The 21,783-nt window shown below is 73.3% G+C and carries 8 protein-coding genes; 2 read left to right on the top strand and 6 right to left on the bottom strand.

Annotated features, from left to right (window positions below; all coding sequences use genetic code 11):
* Window positions 1-9: 9 nt before the first annotated feature.
* The 3 genes from WME89_RS16750 to WME89_RS16740 form a co-directional block, all read right to left on the bottom strand.
* Window positions 10-3,327, bottom strand: a complete 3,318-nt coding sequence (locus tag WME89_RS16750; RefSeq protein WP_438010143.1) for an efflux RND transporter permease subunit — start codon at window positions 3,325-3,327, stop codon at window positions 10-12.
* Window position 3,328: 1 nt separating this feature from the next.
* Window positions 3,329-4,396, bottom strand: coding sequence for an efflux RND transporter periplasmic adaptor subunit (locus tag WME89_RS16745; protein WP_438010142.1), 1,068 nt, complete (start codon window positions 4,394-4,396; stop codon window positions 3,329-3,331).
* 459 nt (window positions 4,397-4,855) lie between these two features.
* Window positions 4,856-6,421 carry a hypothetical protein gene (locus WME89_RS16740; protein WP_438010141.1) on the bottom strand — a complete coding sequence of 522 codons (1,566 nt, stop codon included), beginning with the start codon at window positions 6,419-6,421 and terminating at the stop codon, window positions 4,856-4,858.
* A 272-nt stretch (window positions 6,422-6,693) separates the two neighbouring features.
* On the opposite strand from WME89_RS16740, the gene WME89_RS16735 reads away from it, so the two are divergent.
* On the top strand, window positions 6,694-10,647 hold the full coding sequence (locus WME89_RS16735; RefSeq protein ID WP_438010140.1) for a serine/threonine-protein kinase: 3,954 nt from the start codon (window positions 6,694-6,696) through the stop codon (window positions 10,645-10,647).
* Window positions 10,648-10,773: 126 nt separating this feature from the next.
* Here WME89_RS16735 and WME89_RS16730 read toward each other — a convergent pair whose 3' ends face one another.
* Both WME89_RS16730 and WME89_RS16725 read right to left on the bottom strand, forming a co-directional pair.
* On the bottom strand, window positions 10,774-15,291 hold the full coding sequence (locus WME89_RS16730) for a DEAD/DEAH box helicase (protein WP_438010139.1): 4,518 nt from the start codon (window positions 15,289-15,291) through the stop codon (window positions 10,774-10,776).
* Window positions 15,292-15,526: 235 nt separating this feature from the next.
* A complete protein-coding gene (locus WME89_RS16725) occupies window positions 15,527-16,255 on the bottom strand; it encodes a 2TM domain-containing protein (protein WP_438010138.1) in 729 nt (242 codons plus the stop codon).
* Window positions 16,256-16,331: 76 nt separating this feature from the next.
* On the opposite strand from WME89_RS16725, the gene WME89_RS16720 reads away from it, so the two are divergent.
* Window positions 16,332-17,537: a serine/threonine-protein kinase gene (locus WME89_RS16720; protein WP_438010137.1), complete on the top strand. Its 1,206-nt coding sequence runs from the start codon at window positions 16,332-16,334 to the stop codon at window positions 17,535-17,537.
* 18 nt (window positions 17,538-17,555) lie between these two features.
* Here the strand turns inward: WME89_RS16720 and WME89_RS16715 are convergent, their stop codons facing one another.
* On the bottom strand, window positions 17,556-21,458 hold the full coding sequence (locus tag WME89_RS16715; RefSeq protein ID WP_438010136.1) for a M36 family metallopeptidase: 3,903 nt from the start codon (window positions 21,456-21,458) through the stop codon (window positions 17,556-17,558).
* Window positions 21,459-21,783 lie beyond the last annotated feature (325 nt).

Below are 21,783 nucleotides of genomic sequence, written 5' to 3'. Positions count from 1 at the left end.
CCGCGCGGCCTACGTCGTCCGCCGCGCGCGCACGCGCGCGACGAGCTGGCCGACGCGCGCTGACGCCCGCTCGCGGAGCGCGCCCACGCGCGCCCGGACGCGCCCCCAGCGCTCGCTGTGCGCGAGATCGTCGAGCAGCGAGTACGAGACCGGCGTGACGATCAGCGTGAGCAGCAGGCTCAGCGACTGGCCGCCGATGACCACGACGGCGATCGTGTGGCGCTCCTCGGCCCCGGGCCCCGTGCCCAGCCAGAGCGGGAGCATGCCCGCGACGAGGGCCAGCGTGGTCATGAGGATGGGCCGCAGCCGGTCGCGGTTCGCCTGGAGGATCGCCTCCGCGCGCGGCATGCCCTCGGCGCGGAGCTTGTTCATGTGATCGACCTGGAGGATCGAGTTCTTCTTCACCACGCCGAACAGCACGAGGAAGCCGAGCGCCGAGTACAGGTTGAGCGTGTTCCCCGTCGCCCACAGGCTGAGCAGCGCGAACGGCACCGACAGCGGGAGCGAGAGCAGGATCGTGACCGGGTGCACGAGGCTCTCGAACTGCGACGCGAGGATCATGTACATGAGCACGATCGACAGGAGGAACGCCCAGATGAACTCGCCGAACGTGCGCTCGAGCTCCGCGCCGCGGCCGCGCACGCTGGTCGTGTACGCCGAGGGCATGTCCATCTCGCGCGCGGCGCCGCGCAGCGCCTCCAGCCGGTCGGCCAGCGCGTAGCCGGGAGCGACGCCGGCGCGCAGGCTCGAGACCCGCTGCCTGTCGAGGCGGTCGATGCGCGACGGGCTCTTCGCCTCCTCGATGCGCACCAGGTTGTCGAGCCGCACGAGATCGCCCCGGAGCAGCGGCGACGCGGCCGCGGACGCCCCCGCGGCGCCGGCGGACGCCGCCGCGGGCGCGGGCGAGGCGCGCGTCGTCCGCGGCACGTACAGGCGGCGGACGGCCGAGAGCCGGTCGCGATCCTCCTCGATGAGCCGCAGCTGTACGTCGTAGTTCTCGTTCGCGAGCTCGTCGCGGAAGCGCGAGACCTCCTCGTCTCCGCCCACCATCAGGCGCAGCGCGGTCGCGATGTCGTCCGTCCGGACCCCTAGATCCGCGGCGCGCTCGCGGTCGATCAGCACGCGGAGCTCGGGCCGGTCGATCTTCAGCGTCACGTCCGCGTCCACGATGCCGCCGAGCTTCGCGGAGCGGTCCCGGAGCTCGTTCGCGTAGCGCTCGAGCGCCTCGATGTCGGGCCCCTGGATGGCGAAGTCGATCTCGAAGTTTCCGCCGCCGATGTTGAACGACGGCACGTTGCGGACCGAGATCCGCAGGTCGGAGTACTTGCGCAGCTTGCGCCGCACCTCCTGCATCACCTCGTTCTGCGAGTAGTTGTCCCGGAACGCGCGGAGCGGGTTGCCGGAGAACGTCTCGCGGAACAGGCGCGTGATCGAGAACGTGCGCTCGTCGTGCGGGGCGATGCGGACGAACGCCTCGCCCGAGCTGACGCCGCCGACGAAGCTGCCGCCCGCCGTGGCGAGCACGCTCCGCACCCCGCGCACCCCGCGGACGTCCTCGCTGATCTGCCGCATCACGTCGTCCATCGCGCCGATGCTCGCGCTGAGCGGGGCCGTGACGCGGATCTCGAACTCGGCGTCGTCCGCGCCCGAGGGGATGTACTCCTGCTTCACGAGCCCGTAGAGCGGCACCGCCGACGCCATCACCACGAGGGCGGAGACGGCGACGAGCGCGCGGTGCCGCATCGCGAAGGCGAGGGCGCCCGTGTACCTGGCCTCGAGCCGCCCGTAGAAGCCCCGGCGCGTCTTCACCTCGCCGCCCGCGGCCTCGGCCTCGTGCGCGCGGCTCGCCTCCTTCCGGAGCAGGCGCGCGCTCATCATCGGGGTCAGCGAGAAGCTGACGAGGAGGCTCACGAGGATCGCGACGGTGGCGGTGATCCCGAACTGGAACAGGAAGCGCCCCGAGATCGACGACATGAACGACACGGGGACGAAGATGACGACGAGCGACAGCGTCGTCGCGAGCACGGCGAGCCCGATCTCCTGCGTGGCGGCCCTGGCCGCCTCGAAGGAATCCATCTTCTTCTCCTCGACGAAGCGGAAGATGTTCTCGAGGACGACGATGGCGTCATCGATGACGATGCCCACCATCAGCACGAGCGCGAGCATCGTCACGCTGTTCAGCGTGAAGTCGAGCGCCCACATCATCCCGAACGTCGCGACGACCGACGTCGGGATGGCGATCCCCGCGATGATCGTGGAGCGCCACGACCTCATGAACAGGAGGACGACCGCGCAGGCGAGGATGCTGCCGAGGACGAGGTGCACGTTGATCTCGTGCAGCGCCGTGTAGATGTAGCCCGACTGGTCGCGGATCACCTCGAGCTTCACGTCCGCCGGCAGCTGCTCGGAGAGCTTCGCCACGTTGGCCTTCACGGCCTCGATCACCGCGACCGTGTTCGCGCCCGACTGCCGCACGACGTCGAGGACGACGGTGGGCTTCCCGTCGAGGCGCGCCAGCGACCGCTGCTCGTAGGTGCCGTCCTCGGCGCGGCCGACGTCGCGCACCCGGACGGGCCGCCCCTCGACGTTGGCGACGACCAGGTTGTTGAAGTCGCCCGCGTTCTCGAGGCGGCCCATCGTGCGCAGCGTCCGCTCCTCCTCCTTCCCGGTGACGTTCCCCGCGGGGATGTTCGCGTTCTGCTGGACGATGGCGTCGCGAACGGCGGTGACCGGGATGCCGTAGGCGGCGAGCCGATCGGCGTTCAGCCAGATCTTGATGGCGCGCTCCTGCCCTCCCACGACGCGCACCTCGCCGACGCCCGCGGAGCGCTCGAGCTGCACGCGCACGAGCTTGTCGGCGACCTCGGTGAGCTCCCGGATCGACCGATCGGCGGAGAGGGCGATCGACATCACCGGGGTCGAGTCGTTGTCCTGCTTCGCGATGATGGGCGGCTGGGTGCCCGCGGGCAGGCTGCGCAGCGCCGCCTGCACGCGGTCGCGCACGTCCTGAGCCGCCGAGTCGACGTCCCGGTCGAGGTTGAACGTGGCGATGACGACGGAGTTGCCGCTCGACGAGATCGAGCGGAGCTCGGTGATCCCCTCGACCGTGTTGACCGCCTCCTCGATCTCCTCGGTGATCTCCGCCTCGACGTCCTCGGGCGCGCCGCCGGGCAGCGCGGTGCGGACCGAGACCGTGGGCAGGTCCACGGCGGGGAAGCGATCCACGCCCAGCTTGAAGTACGCGACGGAGCCGACGACGACGAGCGCGAGCCCGAGCATCGCGGCGAAGACGGGCCGCTGGATGCAGATCCTGGCGAGCGTTTGCATCCTAGCTCCCCTCCACCACGCGCACCGGCTGCCCCTGCTGGAGCGAGCCTGGCTTGGCGACGACGGACTCCCCTGCCGCGAGGCCGGAGACGATCTCGATGCGATCCCCCGCGGCCCTCCCGGTGGCGACCTGCTTCTCCTTCGCCTTGCCGTTCTCGACCGTGATGACCTTCGTGAGGCCGGCGAACCGGACGATGGCGCTCGCGGGCACGGACGGCGCGGGCTTCGAATTCACGACGATCTGCGCGCTGACGAGGCTGCCTGGCCGCAGGTGGCCGGGGTTCTTGATGTCGCTCTCCACGAGCAGCGTCCGGCTCTGCTGGTCGAGCGCGGGCGCGAGGCGCGTGACGGTCCCCGCGTAGACGGCGCTGTCCCCCGGGACGGTCACGCGCACCTGCTGCCCGGCGCGCACGCCGGCCGCGTCCGTCTCCGGGACGGCCACGCGCAGCCGCAGCGGGTCGATCCTGACGATCTCCACGATCGGCGCCCCGGCGGCGAGGTACTGGCCCACGCTCGCCCTGCGCGCCTGGACGACGCCGTCGATGGGCGAGCGCACCACGGCGTCGGCGAGCTGCTGCCGCGCCATGCGCAGCTCGGAGCGCCGCTGGCGCACCGTCGCCTCGCGGATGCGCACCTCCTCGCGCGCGGACTGCACGGCCGTCTCCGCGCGGACCGCCGCCGCCTCGGCCGCGTCGCGGTCCATGCCCGACATCAGCCCCTCCTGGGCGAGGTTGCGCGCGCGGACCTGGTTGGCCTGCGCCTCCTTCAGCGTCGCGAGGGCCTCTCGCACGATGGCCGTGTTCTCGACATCGAGCTCCGTGTCAGGCCCGTCCTGAGGCAAACCGAGCTGAGCGCGGCTCTGCGCCAGCGCGGCTGCCGCCTGCTCGATGCGCAGCTCGTAATCGCGCGTCTCGAGCTGAGCAATGACCTGATCTCGCTGGACAGGGCTCGCGAGATCGACCGCGAGCGAGGCGACTCGGCCTGGCAACTTGGCCCCAACCGTCACCTGCTCATCGGCGTCCAGGGTCCCCGAGATGTCGATGGTTTGTTCAACTACGAGCTCTGTCACGGGGGCCAGCGTCACCTCCTTGGCGTCGGGCGCGGCCTTATCCGCCTTGCCTCCGGACTCCGCCTTCGCGCCCTCGGGCCGAGCCGAGTCGCCTTTGCCGCACCCAGGGCCGAGAAGAAGGACGGCCAGACACGCGATCCAGACCGTCCAGGGCACCCTGAACTGGCGCGGCGAGCGGCCCGGCGTACAGCAGGTGGAGGCGCGGGGATATCGAAGCGAGGAAGGGGCAATCCACATGACGGTGGCCTCGGATGACCAGGAACGCCCCCCCGAGCGCGTTGTTGGACGAGGATATTGACGCATCAGCGTTGGGGCGCAATGTGCGCTCGGGCAGGTCGGGTCCGCGGCCGCCGCGCGGCGCGCGGGTCTCCGGCCTTGGCTGGCCAGCGCGCGCTTCGCGCGGCGATCTCCGGTCCGGGCGGCGTGGATCGCGGCAGCGCTCCCGCCCGCGTGTGATGCTCAGGGGCCGAGCTTCACCAGGTAGCCGTCGCTCTCGCCGCGCGTTGTCACCGGGCCGCCGCCGAGGTCGATGGTGCCGCGGAAGGAGCCGACGGCGAACACCTCGCCTGCGGGGCCGACGGCCACGCCGCTCGCGGACTGGATGTCTGGATCGCCGATCTGGCGGCTCCACAGGTGCTCGCCACCGGGCCCGAGCTTGGCGATGAAGCTGTCGCCGCCCGTCGATTGTCCGTTGGGATCGGTCGCCGTGCCCTTGCTCGTGAGGACGGCGCCGTCGAGATCGATCTGCCCGAGGAACGTCCCCGTGATGACCGCGTTGCCTGAAGGGTCGATCGCGATCGACGCGACGTCCTGCCGCTCCGGGTCGCCGAAGCCCCGGCTGAACAGGTGCTTTCCCGCCGGATCGAACCTGGCGATGAAGAAGTTCGGCTTCGTGCCGAGCGCGACGAGGGCGCCGCCGCCGAAGTCCACGCTCCCCTGGAACACGCCGGCGAGGAACACGTTGCCTGTCGCGTCGAACGCCACCTGAGAGGCCGTGTCGTGGAGGCTGTTGCCGAACGCCCTTTGCCACAGCAGCGCGCCGTCCGGCGCGAGCATCGCGAAGAAGATATCGTTTCCTCCGCGCGACACGAGGGGCGGCGAGGCCGGATCGAGGTTGAAGTTCTGCTCGAACGTGCCCGCGACAGCGACGTTGCCCTGCGCGTCCGCGGCCAGCCCGCCGGCCCCCAGCCAGGCCCTCGCGTCATCGATGTACCTCGTGAAGACGTGATTGCCCGCCGTGTCCAGCTTGGCGACGTAGACGGCGTTGCCGATGATCTCGTCGCCGATGGGCCCGCCGCCGAAGTCGGCCGTGCCGCCGATCGAGCCGGAGATGAGGACCGAACCCGCAGCGTCGACGGCAACGTAACTCAGATCCTTCGAGTACTGATCGCCGAACCCCTTGCTCCAGTCGTGCTTGCCGGACTCGCTATCGAACCTGGCGAGCCCGAGCCCGCCGCTGGTCTCGGGCAGCGGCCCGCCGCCGAAATCGAGGTTCCGGAAATAGCTCCCTCCCACGAAGAGCGCGCCGGCGCTCGTGTGCGCGACGTGCTGGCCAGCGGGGAGACTCAAGCTGAACGACTTGCTCCAGAGGTGCTTGCCGTCTCGATCGAACTTCGCGAGGTACGCCGCGGTGCCCTCCTGCGCGACGATGGGACCGCCGCCGAGGTCGATGGCGCCCGAGAACGACCCGATGACGACCGGATTCCCCTGCGGGTCCACCGCGACGCTGACGGCCGAATCGTAGCCGTTCTCCCCGATCCGGAGCCCCCACTGGAACCGCCCGGGCTCGGCCGTGTCGCCGCCGCTGCTGCTACTGCTACTGCTACTGCTACTGATGCTGCCGCCGTCTCCACCGCCGCCGGCGGGGTCGGCGCCGCCATCGCCGCTCCCGCCTCCGCCATCGCCGACACCCCCGCTCCCATCACCATAGTTCCTCACCTTGGGAGAGCAGGCGGCGGCGCCGAGGGCGGCGGCCGAGAGCACCACGAGGACACGAATGTAAGTGCTGCAGTTGGATGGATGCATTGTCCGAGTATACGGGCAGCGCGCTCGCGACGTTCTCGCAAAGCGCGCACCATGCTGTGCGCGACCGAGGGGATGAGCCCGCGAGATGCGCCCTGGAACCAGCCTGTTCGCGCGCAACGCGCGCTGGCAGGCGACAGGCATCTCTGCTCGAGTCGGACGCTCGTTCCGCCGGCACCGGCGTGCCTCCGATGGATGGCAGGCGTCCTTCGGAGCGCGAGCGGCCAAGCTCTACACGAACAGGAACGTGCGCTGACTTGCTATAGTCTCGCACCATGGAGACCGGACTCGGGAGCGGGGACGTCATCGCGGGGCGATACGAGATCGAGCGCGTCGCGGGCGAGGGCGGCATGGGCTCGGTCTATCAAGCGCGCGACCGCGAGGCGGAGAAGGCGGTCGCCGTCAAGGTGCTGCGCGCCGCGACGCCCGCGGCGCGCGAGCGCTTCCAGCGCGAGGCCTGCGTGCTCGCGGAGCTGCACCACCCGGCCATCGTTCGTTACGTGACGCATGGACTCCTCGGTTCGGGCGAGCCGTTTCTCGTCATGGAGTGGCTCGAGGGCGAGGATCTCGCCCGCCGGCTGCTCCGGGGCGCGCTGCCGGTGACGGAGGCGATGGCGTTGACCCGCCGCATCGCCGAGGCGCTCGCGGCAGCGCACGCGCGCGGGGTGGTGCACCGAGACATCAAGCCGAGCAATCTGTTCCTGCCGGGGGGCGATGTCTGCGCGGTCAAGCTGCTCGATTTCGGCATCGCGCGGCGCATGCTCGAGACGCGCCCGCTGACGGCCACGGGCACGTTCATGGGAACGCCCGGCTACATCGCGCCGGAGCAAGCGCGGGGCTCGACGGCGCTGGACGCCCGTGCAGACGTCTTCGCGCTCGGGTGCGTGCTCTTCGAGTGCCTGACGGGGCAACCGGCGTTCTCGGGGGAGGACGTGCTGGCGATCTTCGCGAAGATCCTGTTCGACGAGGTCCCGCGGGTGAGCGCGCTGCGGCCCGATGTGCCGCTGGGGCTGGAGCCGCTCGTGGCGCGCATGCTGTCCAAGCAGCCAGAGGATCGACCGGGCGACGGAGCGGCCGTCGTCCGGGAGCTCGCCCCGCTCCTGCTCCGCGGCGGCGCGGAGCAGCGAGAGTACCCGCACGCCGTCGGCGAGGGCTCCGCGCTCACGGCTGCCGAGCAGCGCCTGGTCAGCGTGCTGCTTGTGTCTTCGACGCCAGAGCCCTGGGGCCCCGACGACCGAACGCTGAAGGAGGAGGAGTGCGTCATCCCGCTCGCCACGCTGCGCTCCGTGGCAGCGCCGTACCGCGCTCGCGTCGAGAGCCTGGTCGACGGCTCGGCCATCGTCGCGCTCGCTGGCGCTGGCGACGCGTCCGATCAGGCGGCGCACGCCGCGCGCCTCGCCCTCGCGGTCCGCGCCGTCATGCCGGATGCACGGATGGTGTTGACCACCGGGCGCGGCGTGCTCTCCGGCGCCATGCCCGTGGGTGAGGCCATCGAGCGGGCAGCGAGGATCTTGCGCGAGGACGGCGGTGAGCGGCTCGCGCCAGGGAGGAGCCCGCAGCCCGGCCCTCGAGCGGTGCGGCTGGACGATGTGACCGCCGGCCTGCTCCGCCAGCGTTTCGAGATCGCGCTCGGCCCTGCTGGCCCCGAGCTCGTGAGCGAGGCCAGCGCGCCGGAGTCGGCGCGGCTGCTGCTCGGCAGGCCGACGCCGTGCGTGGGGCGCGATCGCGAGCTCGCCATGCTCCGCGCGCTCCTCGAGGAGTGCATCGGCGAGCCCGCCTCGCGCGCCATCCTGGTGACAGGGGTCGCCGGCATCGGAAAGTCGCGCGTCCATCACGAGATCCTCGGCGAGGTACGCCGGGCAGCTCCGCCGGTCGAGGTCTGGGTCGCGCACGGCGATCCGATGCGCGCCGGCTCGCCCCTCGGCATGATCACCGAGCTGCTTCGCCGCGCAGCGGGGCTGTTCGACGGCGAGCCGCTGGACGTGCAACACGACAAGATCAGGGCGCGCGTGGGGCGCTGCATCCCCGGGCCGGACGCGCGACGCGTGATGGAGTTCTACGGCGAGCTGGTCGGGGCGCCCTGGCCGGACGAGGACAGCATGCAGCTGAGGGCGGCGCGGCGCGACCCGCTCCTGATGAGCGACCAGCTGCGCCGCTCGTGGGAGGACTTCCTGGTGGCCGAGTGCGCGGCTCGCCCGGTGATGATCGTGCTGGAGGACCTGCACTGGGGCGACCCGGCGTCGGTCGAGTTCGTCAACACGGCGCTGCGGCTGCTCAAGGAGCAGCCGCTCTTCGTGATGGCGCTGGCGCGGCCTGACATCCACGAGCGCTTCCCGAAGCTGTGGGCCGAGCGCGGGATGCAGGAGATCAAGCTCGGGGAGCTCTCCCGGAAGGCGTGCGAGCGGCTGGCGCGGCACGTGCTGGGTGAAGCCGTGGATCCGGGGACCGTGGCGCGCGTGGTGGCGCAGGCGACCGGGAATGCCTTCTATCTCGAGGAGCTCTTGCGCGCCGTTGTCGAGCGAGAGGACGAGGCGTTGCCAGAGACGATCCTGGCCATGATCCAGGCCCGCCTGGAGGCGCTCCCGCCCGAGGCGCGGCGGGTGATGCGCGCGGGGAGCATCTTTGGCGAGGCGTTCTGGGACGGCGGCGTCCGCGCCCTGCTCTGCGGGGCCCAGCCGGCTCCGGACGTGGAGGCCTGGCTCTCGACGCTCGTGGATCGGGAGCTGCTCGTGCGGCGCCGCGAGACAAGGTTCCCGGGCGAGCATGAGCTCACGTTCCGTCACGCGATGGTGCGCGAAGCAGCGTACCAGGAGCTGACCGACGGCGACCGGTCGCTGGGCCACCGGCTCGCAGGCGAGTGGCTTGAACGGACAGGGGAGCGGAACGCGGCGGTGCTCGCCGAGCATTTCGAGAGGGGCCGAGAGCCCCACCGCGCCGCCGCGCTCTACGCGCACGCCATGGAGCAGGCGCTCGAGGCGAACGACCTGGACGCTGTCCTCGCGCGGGGTCGGCAAGCTGTCGCCTGCGGGGCGCACGGGCGTCTGCTCGGACACATAAGGCGGTTCCAGGCCGAGGCGCACAGATGGCGCAGCGAATACACGGACTGCGCCAGGTGCGCGAGCGAGGCCATGCAGCTCCTGCCGCGCAGCGAGCCCAGCTGGTTCGCTGCCGCCGGGGATGCGGCCCTTGCGGCGTATTCCAGCGAGGATCGCGGCCAGCTGCTCGCCCTCGTCGACGAGGTGAGCCGCTCCGTGGACTGCTCAGGGGTGTTCACGGAGCAGCACGTCACGCTCGGGCGGATGATTCAGCCGCTCGTGGTCTCAGGTTTGAACGAGACGGCTCGGGACCTCTTCGAGCGGTTCGGTCCTGCCATCATGAATGCAAGGCACGATCCTCGGGTAGCAGCGCACTGGAGCGAAGCGTTCGCGTGGCGCGCAATGGCGGACGGCGACCTGGTCCGCTGCGCTGACTTCTTGAGCGCGTCGGCCAGTGATTTCGACCGGATCGGCGACACACGAAACAAGGTGCGCGTGAGCCTCGGCCACGCCCGCCGCTGCAGTGAGCTCGGCGAATACGAGGAGGCAGAGTCCATCCTGCGCGAGGCCATAGCGCTGGCAGATCGCATGGGGCTGCACGTGATCGCCACGGACGCGAGACGCGGTCTAGGGCACTGCCTGGCGGTGAAGGGAGCGCTGGACGAGGCGCGGGCGCTCATCGAGGACGCCATCGCGGCGAACCTGGCTCGGGATGCCAGGCTCTTCACCAGCGGTGCGCGGCTGCAGCTCGCCCTCGTCCTGCTGTGGATGGGTGAGCTGCAAGCCGCAGAGCGGGAGGTGAGGGACGTGGTGTCAGTGGTCGATAACGCGCAATCCCTTCGATGCACTGCCCTGGCCATCCTCGCGCTGGTCCTCCTCCAGCGAGGGGAAACGCAGCGAGCGCTGCGGGCCGCGGAGGAAGGGATGAGGCTCTTCGAGCAGGCTGGCGTCGCGCTGGGCAGCGCGCGCGTCCGCCTGGCGTTCGCCGAGGCGCTCTGGGAGAGCGGCGAGCACGCGCGGGCGCGCGAGGCCATCCTGGAGGCGAAGCGAAGGCTCCTGTTCAGCGCGTCGAAGCTCTCGGATCCCGTGCGGCGGCGGCGCTTTCTGGAGCGCGTTCCGGAGAACGCACGCACGATGGACCTCGCCGCGCGGTGGCTCGCGCCTGCGGCGAGCCCTGCGCCCCATGGCGCATGAGGGCGCTTCGAGCGCCGGTGACAGTGCCAGGGGGTCCCTCACCGATCGCCCGTGTCCCTGTCGCGCGAGCGACGCGCTTTTCATCAATCGCCTGGCTCACGCAGCTCACACGACTGCTCCCGAAGCTCACACCGCTGCTCCCGAAGCGACGCTGACCGCCCGCGCCCGCTCCGGCGGCGCGGCGGCGATCGGCGCGAGCGGGACGCCGTCGCGGTAGATGACCACGTTGCCGAGCGTGGCCGGGACGCGCGGCCCCGGCGTGACGATGCCGACCAGATTGAGCGGATCGCACGCGCACAGCTGGACGATCTCCCCGGACGGCGGCTCGCGCCGGACGGCGCGGAGCGCGTCGAGCGCCTCGGGCAGCGCGAAGTGCTCGCCCACGAAGCCGGCGATGAGGTGCCCGCCCCGGAGCTGCCCCGCCATCTCGAGCCGGCGGTAGACCCGGAGGAGGTCGCGCCACGCCGGCGGCCGCGGCTCGCGCGCGAGGAGCTCGCGGCAGACGACGCCGTAGCGGCGGAGGTACTGGTGCGCCAGCGCCTCGACCACGTCGAGGCCGTCGCTGCCCTCGCCGGCGGCGCCGGCGGCGGGCGCGAACGCCTCCGCGCGCGGCCGCAGGAGCGACCACCTGCCCGACGCGACGGGGCCCGCCCGGCGCGTCCCGCCGCGCAGCCGCCCAGCGCCCAGCGCGTCGGCCGCGCCGCCGCCGAGCAGCGAGCGCAGGGCCGCGAAGCCGTCGCCGGTCACGAGGCCGGCGGCGACGAGCTCCCAGAGCGCCTCCTCGACCTCGGCCCGGGAGCGGCCCGCGCCCGCGACGATGTCGTCGAAGAACAACGCGCCCGCGCGCGAAAGGAACGACAGCACGCCCCGGGACGGCTCGGAGAGCGACGCCGGCGGCGGCTCCCCCTCGGCCTCCCGCGGCGCGAGGAGCCACGGGAGGTCGCGGCGCAGCGCCAGCGTGATCGGCGCCGCGCGCGTGGGCGCCGCCGCCTCGCGCGGGACCACGCGGCCCCAGGCCACCTCGCCGGACAGGCAGAGCGCGTCGAGCAGCCCCTCGTCGTAGCCGGCGACGCGCGCGGGCAGCACCTCCCGCTCCCACGCCCCGGCGGCGAGCTCGAAGCCCTGGAGCTGCTCGATCACGCGCCCGAGGCCCCCCGGCCCGCGCGCCTGCGTGCCCGGCCGCACGCCCTGCCACGCAAGGAGGAACCGGATGAGCTCCGCCGCGGTCGCCGGCTCGATCGCTTTGCGCAGGCCGGTGACGGTGCGGCGGTGGATGCGGGCGAGGAGGCGGCGGTCGCACCACTCGAGCGACATGTCGCCCGGCGCGACCGGCGCGCCGGAAGCGCCCGGCGACCCTTCCCCGCCCGCTCCTGCCTGCGCCGACCCCGCCGGCGCGCTCGACCGGAAGCGCCCGCGCAGCGCGCCGCCCGCCAGCTCGATCCGCGCGAGCGCGGAGAGCGCCTCGTACGCGGGCACGTCGAGCCGCCGCGCCAGCTCCTCGGTCGAGACCGGCCCCGCGGCGCTCAGGAAGCCGCGCACGAGGGCCGTGATCGCGGCGCCGCGGTCGGCGCCGTCGGCCGGGCGCAGGGCGGGCGGCACGGCGACGTCCGGCGCGAAGACGGCGTCCGGCCAGATCGCCTCCACGAGCGGCCGCCGCTCGGTCGCTACCCAGCGCGGCGCGCCCGGCGAGCCGCCCGCCGCGCCACCGGCGCCCGGCGAGCCGCCCACCGCGCCCAGCGACGCGCGCGCCTCCGCCGCCCTCCCGGCGGCGCAGAGCGCCTCGAAGAGCCGCGCGAAGCCGCTCCGGATCCCCTCGTCCGCGGGGACCGCGACCCGGTCGAGCAGCAGCTCGTGCAGCTCGTCCGCGTCGCGCACGTCCGGCCGCGCCTCGTCGACCACCTCGGCGATGACCTCCGGATCGAGCCCGCCCAGCCGCTCGGCGACCTCCACCGGGAGCCCGCGCCGCACCCGGACCGCGCGGGCGCGCCGCTCCTCCAGCGGGGCGTCGTCGAGGAAGGCGTACGGGTTCGCGTTCAGGATCTCGTGCGAGAAGACGCTCGGCTCCGGCGTGTCGAGCGTGACGGCCCGGATCGCCCCGCTCCGCAGGCCGACGAGCAGCGCGCGCAGGCCCTCGACATCCATCAGCTCGGTCAAGCAGTCGCGCAGCGCCTCGCGGACCAGCGGGTGGTCCGGGGGCTCGACGTGCGCGAACAGGCCGTGGTTGTCCTGGCAGCCCTGCTGCTCGGGGAAGATCGAGAGCAGGAGGTCGTCGGCGCGCATGCGCTGGAGCGCCGGCGGCACCCGCCGCCCCCCCCGGAAGCGCAGCAGCGCGAGCGCGCGGGACGCGGCCCAGCGGAAGCGCGTGCGGAACATCGGGCCCTGGAGCGCCGCCTGGACGAGCACCTCCTCGAGGCCCTCGGGGCGGACCAGCTCGAGCACCTCCTCGAGCGGCAGCCCGTGCTCCGCCGACAGCGAGAGCAGCACGCCGTCGTCGGTCGCCGCCGCCTGGAGCTCGAAGTCGAACGAGCGGCAGAAGCGCTTGCGGAGCGCGAGCCCGAGCGCGCGGTTCACGCGGCCGCCGAGCGGCGTGTGGACGACGATCTGCTGCCCGCCGGCCTCGTCGAAGAAGCGCTCCACCACGACGGTCGCGCCGCCCGGCACCGCGCCGAGCGCCGCGCGCCCCGCCTCGATGTAGTCGCGCACGAGCAGCGCGCCGCGCGCGTCGAGCGCGCACGCCTCCATGAGCCAGCGCGCCGCCCTCGACCCGGCCGCGCGCGCCTCCTCGCCGCCGCCCTGGCCGCGCTGCGCCCCGGCCCGCTCGCCGCGCGCGCCTTCGCGCCGCTCCTCCTCTTCCTGCTCCAGCCGCGCGGCGACCTCGGCTCGCAGCGCCGCGACCTCGGCCGAGAGCTCCGGCGTGCGCGCCGGCGCCTCCCCCAGCCAGAACGGCACGGTCGGCGCGGCGCCGTGGGCGTCCTCGACCCACATCTGCCCGCCCTCCAGCCGGAGCACGCGCCACGACGTGTTGCCCAGCAGGAACACGTCGCCCGCGGACGACTCGATCGCGAAGTCCTCGTCGAGCGTGCCGACCTTGGTGCCGTCGGGCTGGAGCACCACGTCCACGGCCGCGATGTCCGGGATCGCCCCGCCCGAGGTGAGCGCCGCGAGCCGCGCGCCCCGCCGCCCGCGCAGCCGGCCGCCGATCGCGTCGCGGTAGACGAGCGACCCGGCCCGCTGGCGCGCGCCCCGGGCGGCGGAGGCCCCCTCCTCCGCGGCGCTCGCGGCGCCGCCGGACACCATGGCCACGACGGCGTCGAACTCGCGGCGCGACAGGTCGGCGTACGGCGCGGCGCGGCGCACGAGCGCGTAGAGCCCCTCCTCGTCCCGCTCCTCGCACGCGCACGCGGCGATGATCTGCTGCGCCAGCACGTCGAGCGGCCCCTCGCGCGACGTCATCCGGTCGAGCTCGCCGCGCCGCGCCGCGCGCACGATCGCCGCGCACTCGACGAGCTGGTCGCGCGTCAGCGGGAAGAGCCGCCCGCGCGGCGTCGCGGCGAGCGCGTGGCCCGAGCGGCCGATGCGCTGGAGGGCGACGTTGATCGACCGCGGCGAGCCGATGAGGCAGGCGAGGTCGACCGCGCCCACGTCGATGCCGAGCTCGAGCGACGCCGTCGCCACGACGACGCGGAGCTCCCCGGCCTTGAGCCGCCGCTCCGCCGAGAGGCGCCGCGCCCTCGAGAGGCTGCCGTGGTGGGCGGCCACGACGTCCTCGCCGAGCCGCTCGGCGAGCGCGTGCGCGAGCCGCTCGACGAGGCGGCGCGTGTTGACGAACACGAGGGTCGACCGCGCCCCGGCCGCGAGCACCGCGAGGCGATCGTAGATCTCGGCCCACTGCTCGTTCGTGCAGACAGCGCCGAGCTCGTCGCGGGGCACCTCGATGGCGAGGTCGAGGTCCCGCCGCTGCCCGACGTCGACGATCTGCGGCAGCTCGCGCGCGCCGGCGACGAGCCGCGCGGCGATCTCGATCGGGCGGATCGTGGCGCTGAGGCCCACGCGCTGCGGCCGGGCGCCGCCGCGGCTGACGACGAGGTCCTCGAGCCGCTCGAGCGAGAGCGCGAGGTGGGCGCCGCGCTTGTCGCCGGCGACGGCGTGCACCTCGTCGAGGATCACGGTGCGCACCCGCGAGAGGGCGCGCCTCCCCGACTCGCTGGTGAGCAGGATGAACGCCGACTCCGGCGTGGTGACGAGCACGTGCGGCGGCCGGGCGGCCATGGCGCGCCGGTCCTGCGCGGGGCTGTCGCCCGTCCGCACCACGGCCCGGATGCCCGGCGGCGGGAGGCCGGCCTGCTCCATGGCCGCGGAGATCTCGGCGATCGGCTGCTCCAGGTTGCGGTGGACGTCGTGGGAGAGCGCCTTCAGGGGCGAGATGTAAAGGACGTCCGTCCGGTCCTCGAGGGCGCCTCGCGCCGCGTCGCGGACGAGCCGGTCGAGGCAGAAGAGGAACGCCGCGAGCGTCTTGCCGGCGCCGGTGGGCGCGCTGATCAGCGTGTCGTGGCCGGCGGCGATGACCGGCCAGGCGCGCTCCTGGGCGGGGGCGGGGGCGCCGAAGCGCTCGCGGAACCACCGGTCCACGACGGGGTGAAACATCGCGTCGAGGGTAGCCGACCGGGGGGTGGGGCGGAAGCGAGAGGGGCGGCGCCTCGGGCCGCTGTCGTGGCGTCGCCCGCCGGCCCCGCGGCTCTGGCGCGGCCCATCTTGAATCCTCCCGCCGCCCTCCTGCGCAGCCCCGCCGCCCCTTCTGCGTGTGCGGGCAGCTCCCCCTGCGCGGGCGCTCCTGATCAGGGTGCCGCGTGAAGCTGTCCGGGCGAGCCGCGCCGCGCCGTCAGCGCCGGCTGCGGCCCGGCCGGGCCGCGCGATCCGCCTCTTCCTCGCCGAGCGCCTCGGACTCTGCGTCGTCTGCGTCGAGCGGCGCGATCCGCCGCCTCCGCCCCGCGTCCTCGGCCGGCGGCGGCGGAGCGCTGCCGCGGATCTCCTGCGCGATCCGCGAGAGCACCGTCGCGACGCCCTCCTCGACGGCGTGCCCGAGGTCCTCCGCGCTCTGCTCGAGGCGCTGCTTGCGCGCGAGGCGCTCGACCCTGCGTTGCTCCTTCAGCCGCCGGAGCTGCTCGCTCCGCGACCGCGCGGAGCTCCGCTCGCTCTCCCGCCGGAGCTGCCGCGGGGACACGTCGCTGGAGAGCGCGGCGCGCGCGTGGAAGGCGAGCCCCAGGCCCCACCCGAGCAGCGGCCAGAAGAACCACCACGGGCCGGGCGTGAGCGCGTTGATCGCGAACAGGAACGCGTTCACGAGGAGGAACGAGGACAGATGCGAGCGGAAGCCCTTGCGCCGGCGCGCGAGGATCGCCGCGCGCGCCTCCTCCTCGCCTCGGACCAGCTCGAGGTCGCGCGACGCGACCTCGATCGCGTCCCGCGAGATGCCGATCTCCTCGGCCGCCGCGACCAGCTCGTCGTGGCTGACGTCACGCGCCTGCGCCCCCCGGAGGGCGCGCTCCAGGATGGTCCGCACCTCGGCCTCGGTGTACCGCCGCCCGCTCTGCTCGTCCGGTTTTCCCATCGCTCTCCCCTGCCCGCGCGCGGAGCATACGCTTGACCGCGTGCGGCGGCGCCGGTTCCATGAGCGCAAGGACCCCATGACCAGCGACACGGCTTCACGACGCGTGGGGACCACGATCCGCAACAAGTGGACGCTGGAGCGGCTGCTCGGGGCCGGCGGCATGGCCGCGGTCTACGTCGGCGTCCACCGCATCGGGCGCCGCGACGCGCTCAAGATCCTGCACCCGCAGGCGGCCAAGTCGAAGGAGATCTGCGACCGGTTCGAGCGCGAGGCGCAGGCCGCGAACCGCTTCCGCCACCCGGGCGCCGTCGAGATCCGCGACATCGACGTCGCCGAGGACGGGGCGCCGTTCCTGGTCATGGAGCTGCTCGAGGGCGAGTCGCTCGCCGAGCGCGAGCGCCGCCTCGGCGGCCTCCCGCTCGCCGAGGTGCTCCGCTTCGCCGCGCAGGTGCTCGACACGCTCGGCGCGGCGCACGCGCAGGGGATCATCCACCGCGACATCAAGCCGCCCAACCTGTACGTCGTCCGCGAGGACCCGGGCAGCACGCCCCTGCCCGGCCTCGGCCCGCGCATCAAGGTGCTCGATTTCGGGCTCGCGCGGATCCGCCAGGACTCCAGCCTCCAGGGGGAGCTCACGCGGATGGGCATCGTGCTCGGCACGACCCCCTACATGCCGCCGGAGCAGGCGAAGGGCCGCGACATCGACGCCCGCGCCGACCTGTTCGCCGTCGGCGCCACGATGTTCCGCCTGATCGCCGGCCGCCACGTGCACGAGGCGAGCACCGACTTCGATCTCCTGCTGAAGATGGGCAAGGAGCCGGCGCCGCCGCTCGCCCATCGCGCGCCGCGCACGCCGCGCGACGTGTGCCTCGTCGTCGACCGCGCGCTCGCCTTCGACCGCGACCAGCGCTACCCCGACGCGCGCCACATGCTCGACGACGTGCGCGCCCTCCTGCGCGGCGAGCCGCCCCCGTACGCGTCGCGGTTCGCGCACGCGCTCGACCCGGACGCGATCACGCTGCACGGGCAGCAGTCGTCCGCCGGCGCCGACGAGGAGAGCGGGCCCGCCACCATCCCCGTGCGCGGCGCGAGCCCCGCGAGCGCCCCGACCGTCGTCGACTCCATCGCCGTCGACTGGAGCGAAGAGCCCCCCGCGCACGCGGACTCGATCACCGTGGAGTGGCATCGCCCGGAGGGCGCGAAGGAGGACTCGATCGCGGTCGAGTGGAGCGAGGAGCCGCCGGACGCGGGCGCGCCCGGCTCGCACCGCGCCCGGCGCTGAGCGCGCCGGCGGCCTCTCTCAGCGGACCGCGCGACGGCGCCGCCGCCGCACGACCCCCAGGGCCATGGCCAGGAGCGTGGCCAGCGGCCCCGCGGTCGTCGTCGTCGTCGAGCTGCCCGCGACCTCGCAGCCGCACCCGTCGCCCTCGGCGTACGGTGCGGGGTTGTCGGTCGGGACGTCGGCGCCGCCGCTGCCGCCGGCGCCGCCCTCGCCGCCGGAGGCCTCGCCGCCGCTGCCGCCGGCGCCGCCCTCGCCGCCGGAGGCCTCGCCGCCGCTGCCGCCGGCGCCGCCCTCGCCGCCGGCGCCGCCCTCGCCGACCGGCGGCTCACCGCACCCGGGCGGGTCGGAGACGAGCGTGCCGAACGGCTTGTTCTGGATGCCGTGGACCTCGATGTCGTCGATCTCCCAGCCGAAATCGCCCGCGTAGGCGTCGGTCCCGATGCGGAAGCGCACCTTGACCGTCTTCCCCGCGAACGCCGTGCCGAGGTCCAGCGTCACCGGCACCTGCGCCGGCCAGCCCTCGTTCTCCCCGACGAAGCCCTCGCGGCCGGCGAGCGGGTTCACCGACGGCTCGTCGACCGTGTTGCCGATCGGGCCGCCGTACCCGGGATCCGCGAACGTCGCGACGTCCTGCCACGTCGCGCCGTCGTCGTCGGTGATCTCGATGAGCCCGCCGTCCCAGTGGACCGCCGCCTGGGCCGCCGTCGCCGGCGTGATCTCGAACGAGTGGCGGTGGCTGAAGGTGATCACGAGCGGCTCGGTGGTCCCGACCGAGAGCGCGGGCGAGACCAGCTGCGTGTCGGACAGGCTCGGGAAGTCGATGCCGCGCCACGCGTGGTTCGTCAGGTCCGTCTTCTCGCGCGACCAGACGGCGTCCGCCTCCTCGCCGTCCTTGGCCCACACCGGCGCCTCGCTCTCGACCGACTCGACGGTCGACGAGCCCGGCACGTCGTCGACGTTGAGGCGCGCCCCGGCGATGTCGACGACCGTCGGCTCGCACGCCTCCGCGGCCGCCACCTCGACGCGCAGCTCGAGCGTCTCCACCGCCGCCAGCGCCTCGTCCACGCTGACCTCGACCTCGACCGTCTTCGACCCGAACGGGGGGATCTCGGGCAGCTCGAACGTGGTCCCGCCCGGGAACGACACGTGGTCGTTCGTCGAGGACACGGTCGCCTCGGCCCCGACGAGCGGCACGGGCCCCGAGTTCCGCACCTCGAGGGCCACGGTGCCGCGCTCGCCCGCGTCGAGGAAGCCGTCCTCGTCGCACGAGCGCACGCCGTCCCCAGGCTCGCCCACCGAGAGGGCGCTCCACGGCTTCAGGTCGAAGCCCTCGACGACGCCGACGAAGTCGTCCGAGTCGCGCGGCGGGGACACGGCGCACGTCCCGGCCCCGCGCTTCGCGAAGCCGGCCGCGAGCGCGAGCATGTCGGCCTCGCTGCGCGCGTACGCCGCCGCGAGCAGGGCGTCGCGCTGCTCGGTGTAGGTCGCGTCCACCGGCGCGAGCTTGAGCCCCGCCACCAGGATGTCCGACATGAGCCGCCGCGCCTCCTCGTACGTGTAGACGCGGCTGCCGTCCTCCTCCCGCGTGAGCAGCCCGACGTAGCCCTCGAACAGCATGAGCGCCCAGATCTCGCCGGCGTTGTGGACCTCGGAGTTCTCCTTCCCGCCGCCCTCGATCCTCGGCTGCTCCGGGAGCTCCTCGCCATCGGAGATGTGCTTGAACGTGAACCCGTTCTTGGTGAGATCGACCGTGTACGGCGACCGGCGTCCGCCGAAGTAGCCGCTGTCGCCGCCCTCCTCCGACGCGTAGATCGAGGTCGCGAAGGTGCCGCCGAGGTCGTCGCCCTCGCGGACGATCAGGTGCAGGGCGAGGAAGTCGCCCCAGCCCTCGCTCTGCGCGCTGCACTGCTCGGTGCCGCACTGGGTCAGGCGACGGTGGATGAAGTGCCCCCACTCGTGGGCGGCGACGGTGTTGTCGATCGTCCCGTCGCGCACGATCCCGAGGATGCGCTCCATCGCGGCCGTGATCGGCCCTTCGAGGAGCGCCACCTTGAGGCTGACCCCGTCCTCGAACGACGTGGAGAGCACCGGGATGTTCACCACCACGTCGGTGGGCGCGCCGTTCGACATGCCCGGCGCGGGCACGCCGGGCGCGTTGTTCGCGATGAGGAGGGCGACCGCGCCGGCGGCCTCGGCGTTCACGGCCTTCTGCTTGAAGGTGCAGCCGCCCCGATCGACGAGCAGGATCTTGCCCGCGACGTTGTAGAGCGGCTCCTCGCACCCGTCCCGCGTTCCATCCACCGGGTCGTCGGGGGTCGCGTCGACGCCGTCGTCGACCAGCGCGATCTGGGCCGAGAGGTTGAAGTTGGTGGCCCCGAACGCGGCCGTGCCGGTGTTCACGCTCGTGCCGCCCGGGTCGAGCGTCAGCGTGCGCCGGACATCCTGGCTGTTCCAGAGGTACATCTGCATCCGCGGCGAGGTGCCGTCGGACATCGCGTTCATGTTCGCGTTGTTGCGCGGCCCCTCCGCCGTGAGCGCGCCGTCCTGCGCCTCGGCGAGCATCGGGTCGCCGCCGAGGCCGCCGCGGCCCTTGTTGTCCTGCTGGGCGTTGCCGGCGGCCTCGTTGAAGCCGGAGTCGTAGTACCAGTCGTGGAGCCAGTTGTTCACGTAGAACAGCTGGGTCACGGCGGCCATGGTCTGCGCCTCGCTCGACAGGGGCTCGGCCACCGGGTCGTAGACGTAGTCGAACGTCTTGTCCGCGGAGGTGATCGCCCGGACGTCGCCGTTCGAGTAGCCGTCGGGGTCCTTGTGGTCCGCGTAGGCATCCACGTTGTTGCCGCGGGTCTGGACCGCGGTCGGCGGCAGCCACGGGTCCGCGCCGCCGTCCGGGCTCTTGTTGAACCCCTCCATCGAGACGAGCGGCGCCGGGATGAACGCCGGCTGGGACCCGTCGGGCGAGCCGGTCGGGTGCGGCACGAAGTCGGCCTGGGGCCCGTCGAGGGGCCGCCCGTTCCCCGTGGTCTCTGCCCAGACGCGGTAGTTGAACGAGTCGTTCTCGACCAGGTTGCGGCGGTAGAGGACGCGGCCGTCGTCGGCCGCGATCACGTAGTCGTAGGCGTCCGAGGAGACCGATTTGACCTCTCCCGAGATGAACTCGACGAAGTACGCCGGCACCACCTTGTCCGGCATCGGGAACTGGACCTTCTTCACGCGGGCCGGCTCGATCAGGTGGAGGTTCGCGGCCCGGAGCGCGCTGTTCGGGGCGAGGTCGAAGGCCTGGTAGTCGCCCGCGGGGCGCTGGAGGTCGACGACGCCGCTCGGCCCCGGGTGGATCCCGTAGAGGTCCGCGAGCGCGGTGGCGAGCGCCTGTCGTGGCGAGAGCCGGAACGCGCGGCGGCTCGAGCTCGTCTTCGCGGGCACGGCGGCCGGGTGCAGGTTGCCGGAGATGGCGACGAGCTCGAGGCTCTGCCGCATGAGCACCTTCACGTCCGTCTGGAAGACGTCGGCGCCGTCCACGCGCTGGCGCAGGGTGACGATGACGGGCCCCTGCCCGATGTCGTGCACGTGGACCACGCGCGCCGTCTCCAGCGCGGCCCTGCTCAGGCCGTAGGCCGCGGCGAACCGGCCCAGGTGGAGCCGGGCCGCCGCCTCCGGGGTGACGCCCACGGCCACGGCCGGCGCGGCGCCGCGCGCTGCCCAGAGGAAGTTCGGGACGCCGCGCTGCTCGTCGACGGCCGAGACGATCCCGCCCGCGCGCGCGGCGCGAGCGTTGGCCGTGGCGCGCGCGTCCGAGAGGGCGCGCGCCGCCTTCGGCGCGAGCCGGTAGGCGTTGACGTCGGGCCGCTTGCCGGGCGCCGCGTGCGCGAGCGAGCCAGCGAAGAGCGCCAGCGAGAGCGTGAGACCGCGAATGGAACGCTTCATCCGATCTTCTCCGTGCGCGACTGAACAGCGGTCATGCCGCCGGATTGCTTCGTTCCCGCCCGTGGGAACAGGCCTGATGTAATGAAGATCCTTTGATAGACGTTCCTGCCGCACGAGGGAAGCCGCTCGACGGCTCGCGCCGGGGCTTTCCCCGGGCTCTGGCGGCCACGGCGGCAGCGGGTGACAGCGGCGGACGAGCTCTGCGTCATCGGCGCGAAGCACGGAGGAAACCGGGCCTGTGCTGCGCGCGTCCCTCCGTGAGGCCGCCGTGAGGCGGGCGCGGAGCTCGAGGCGGGCGGAGCGCGGCGAAGCTCGGCGGAGACAG

Source organism: Sorangium sp. So ce321 (assembly GCF_051530195.1).
Taxonomy (GTDB): Bacteria; Myxococcota_A; Polyangia; order Polyangiales; family Polyangiaceae; genus Sorangium.
Note: the sequence above shows the minus strand (reverse complement) of the source record. Positions and strands in the feature narration are given on the sequence as shown.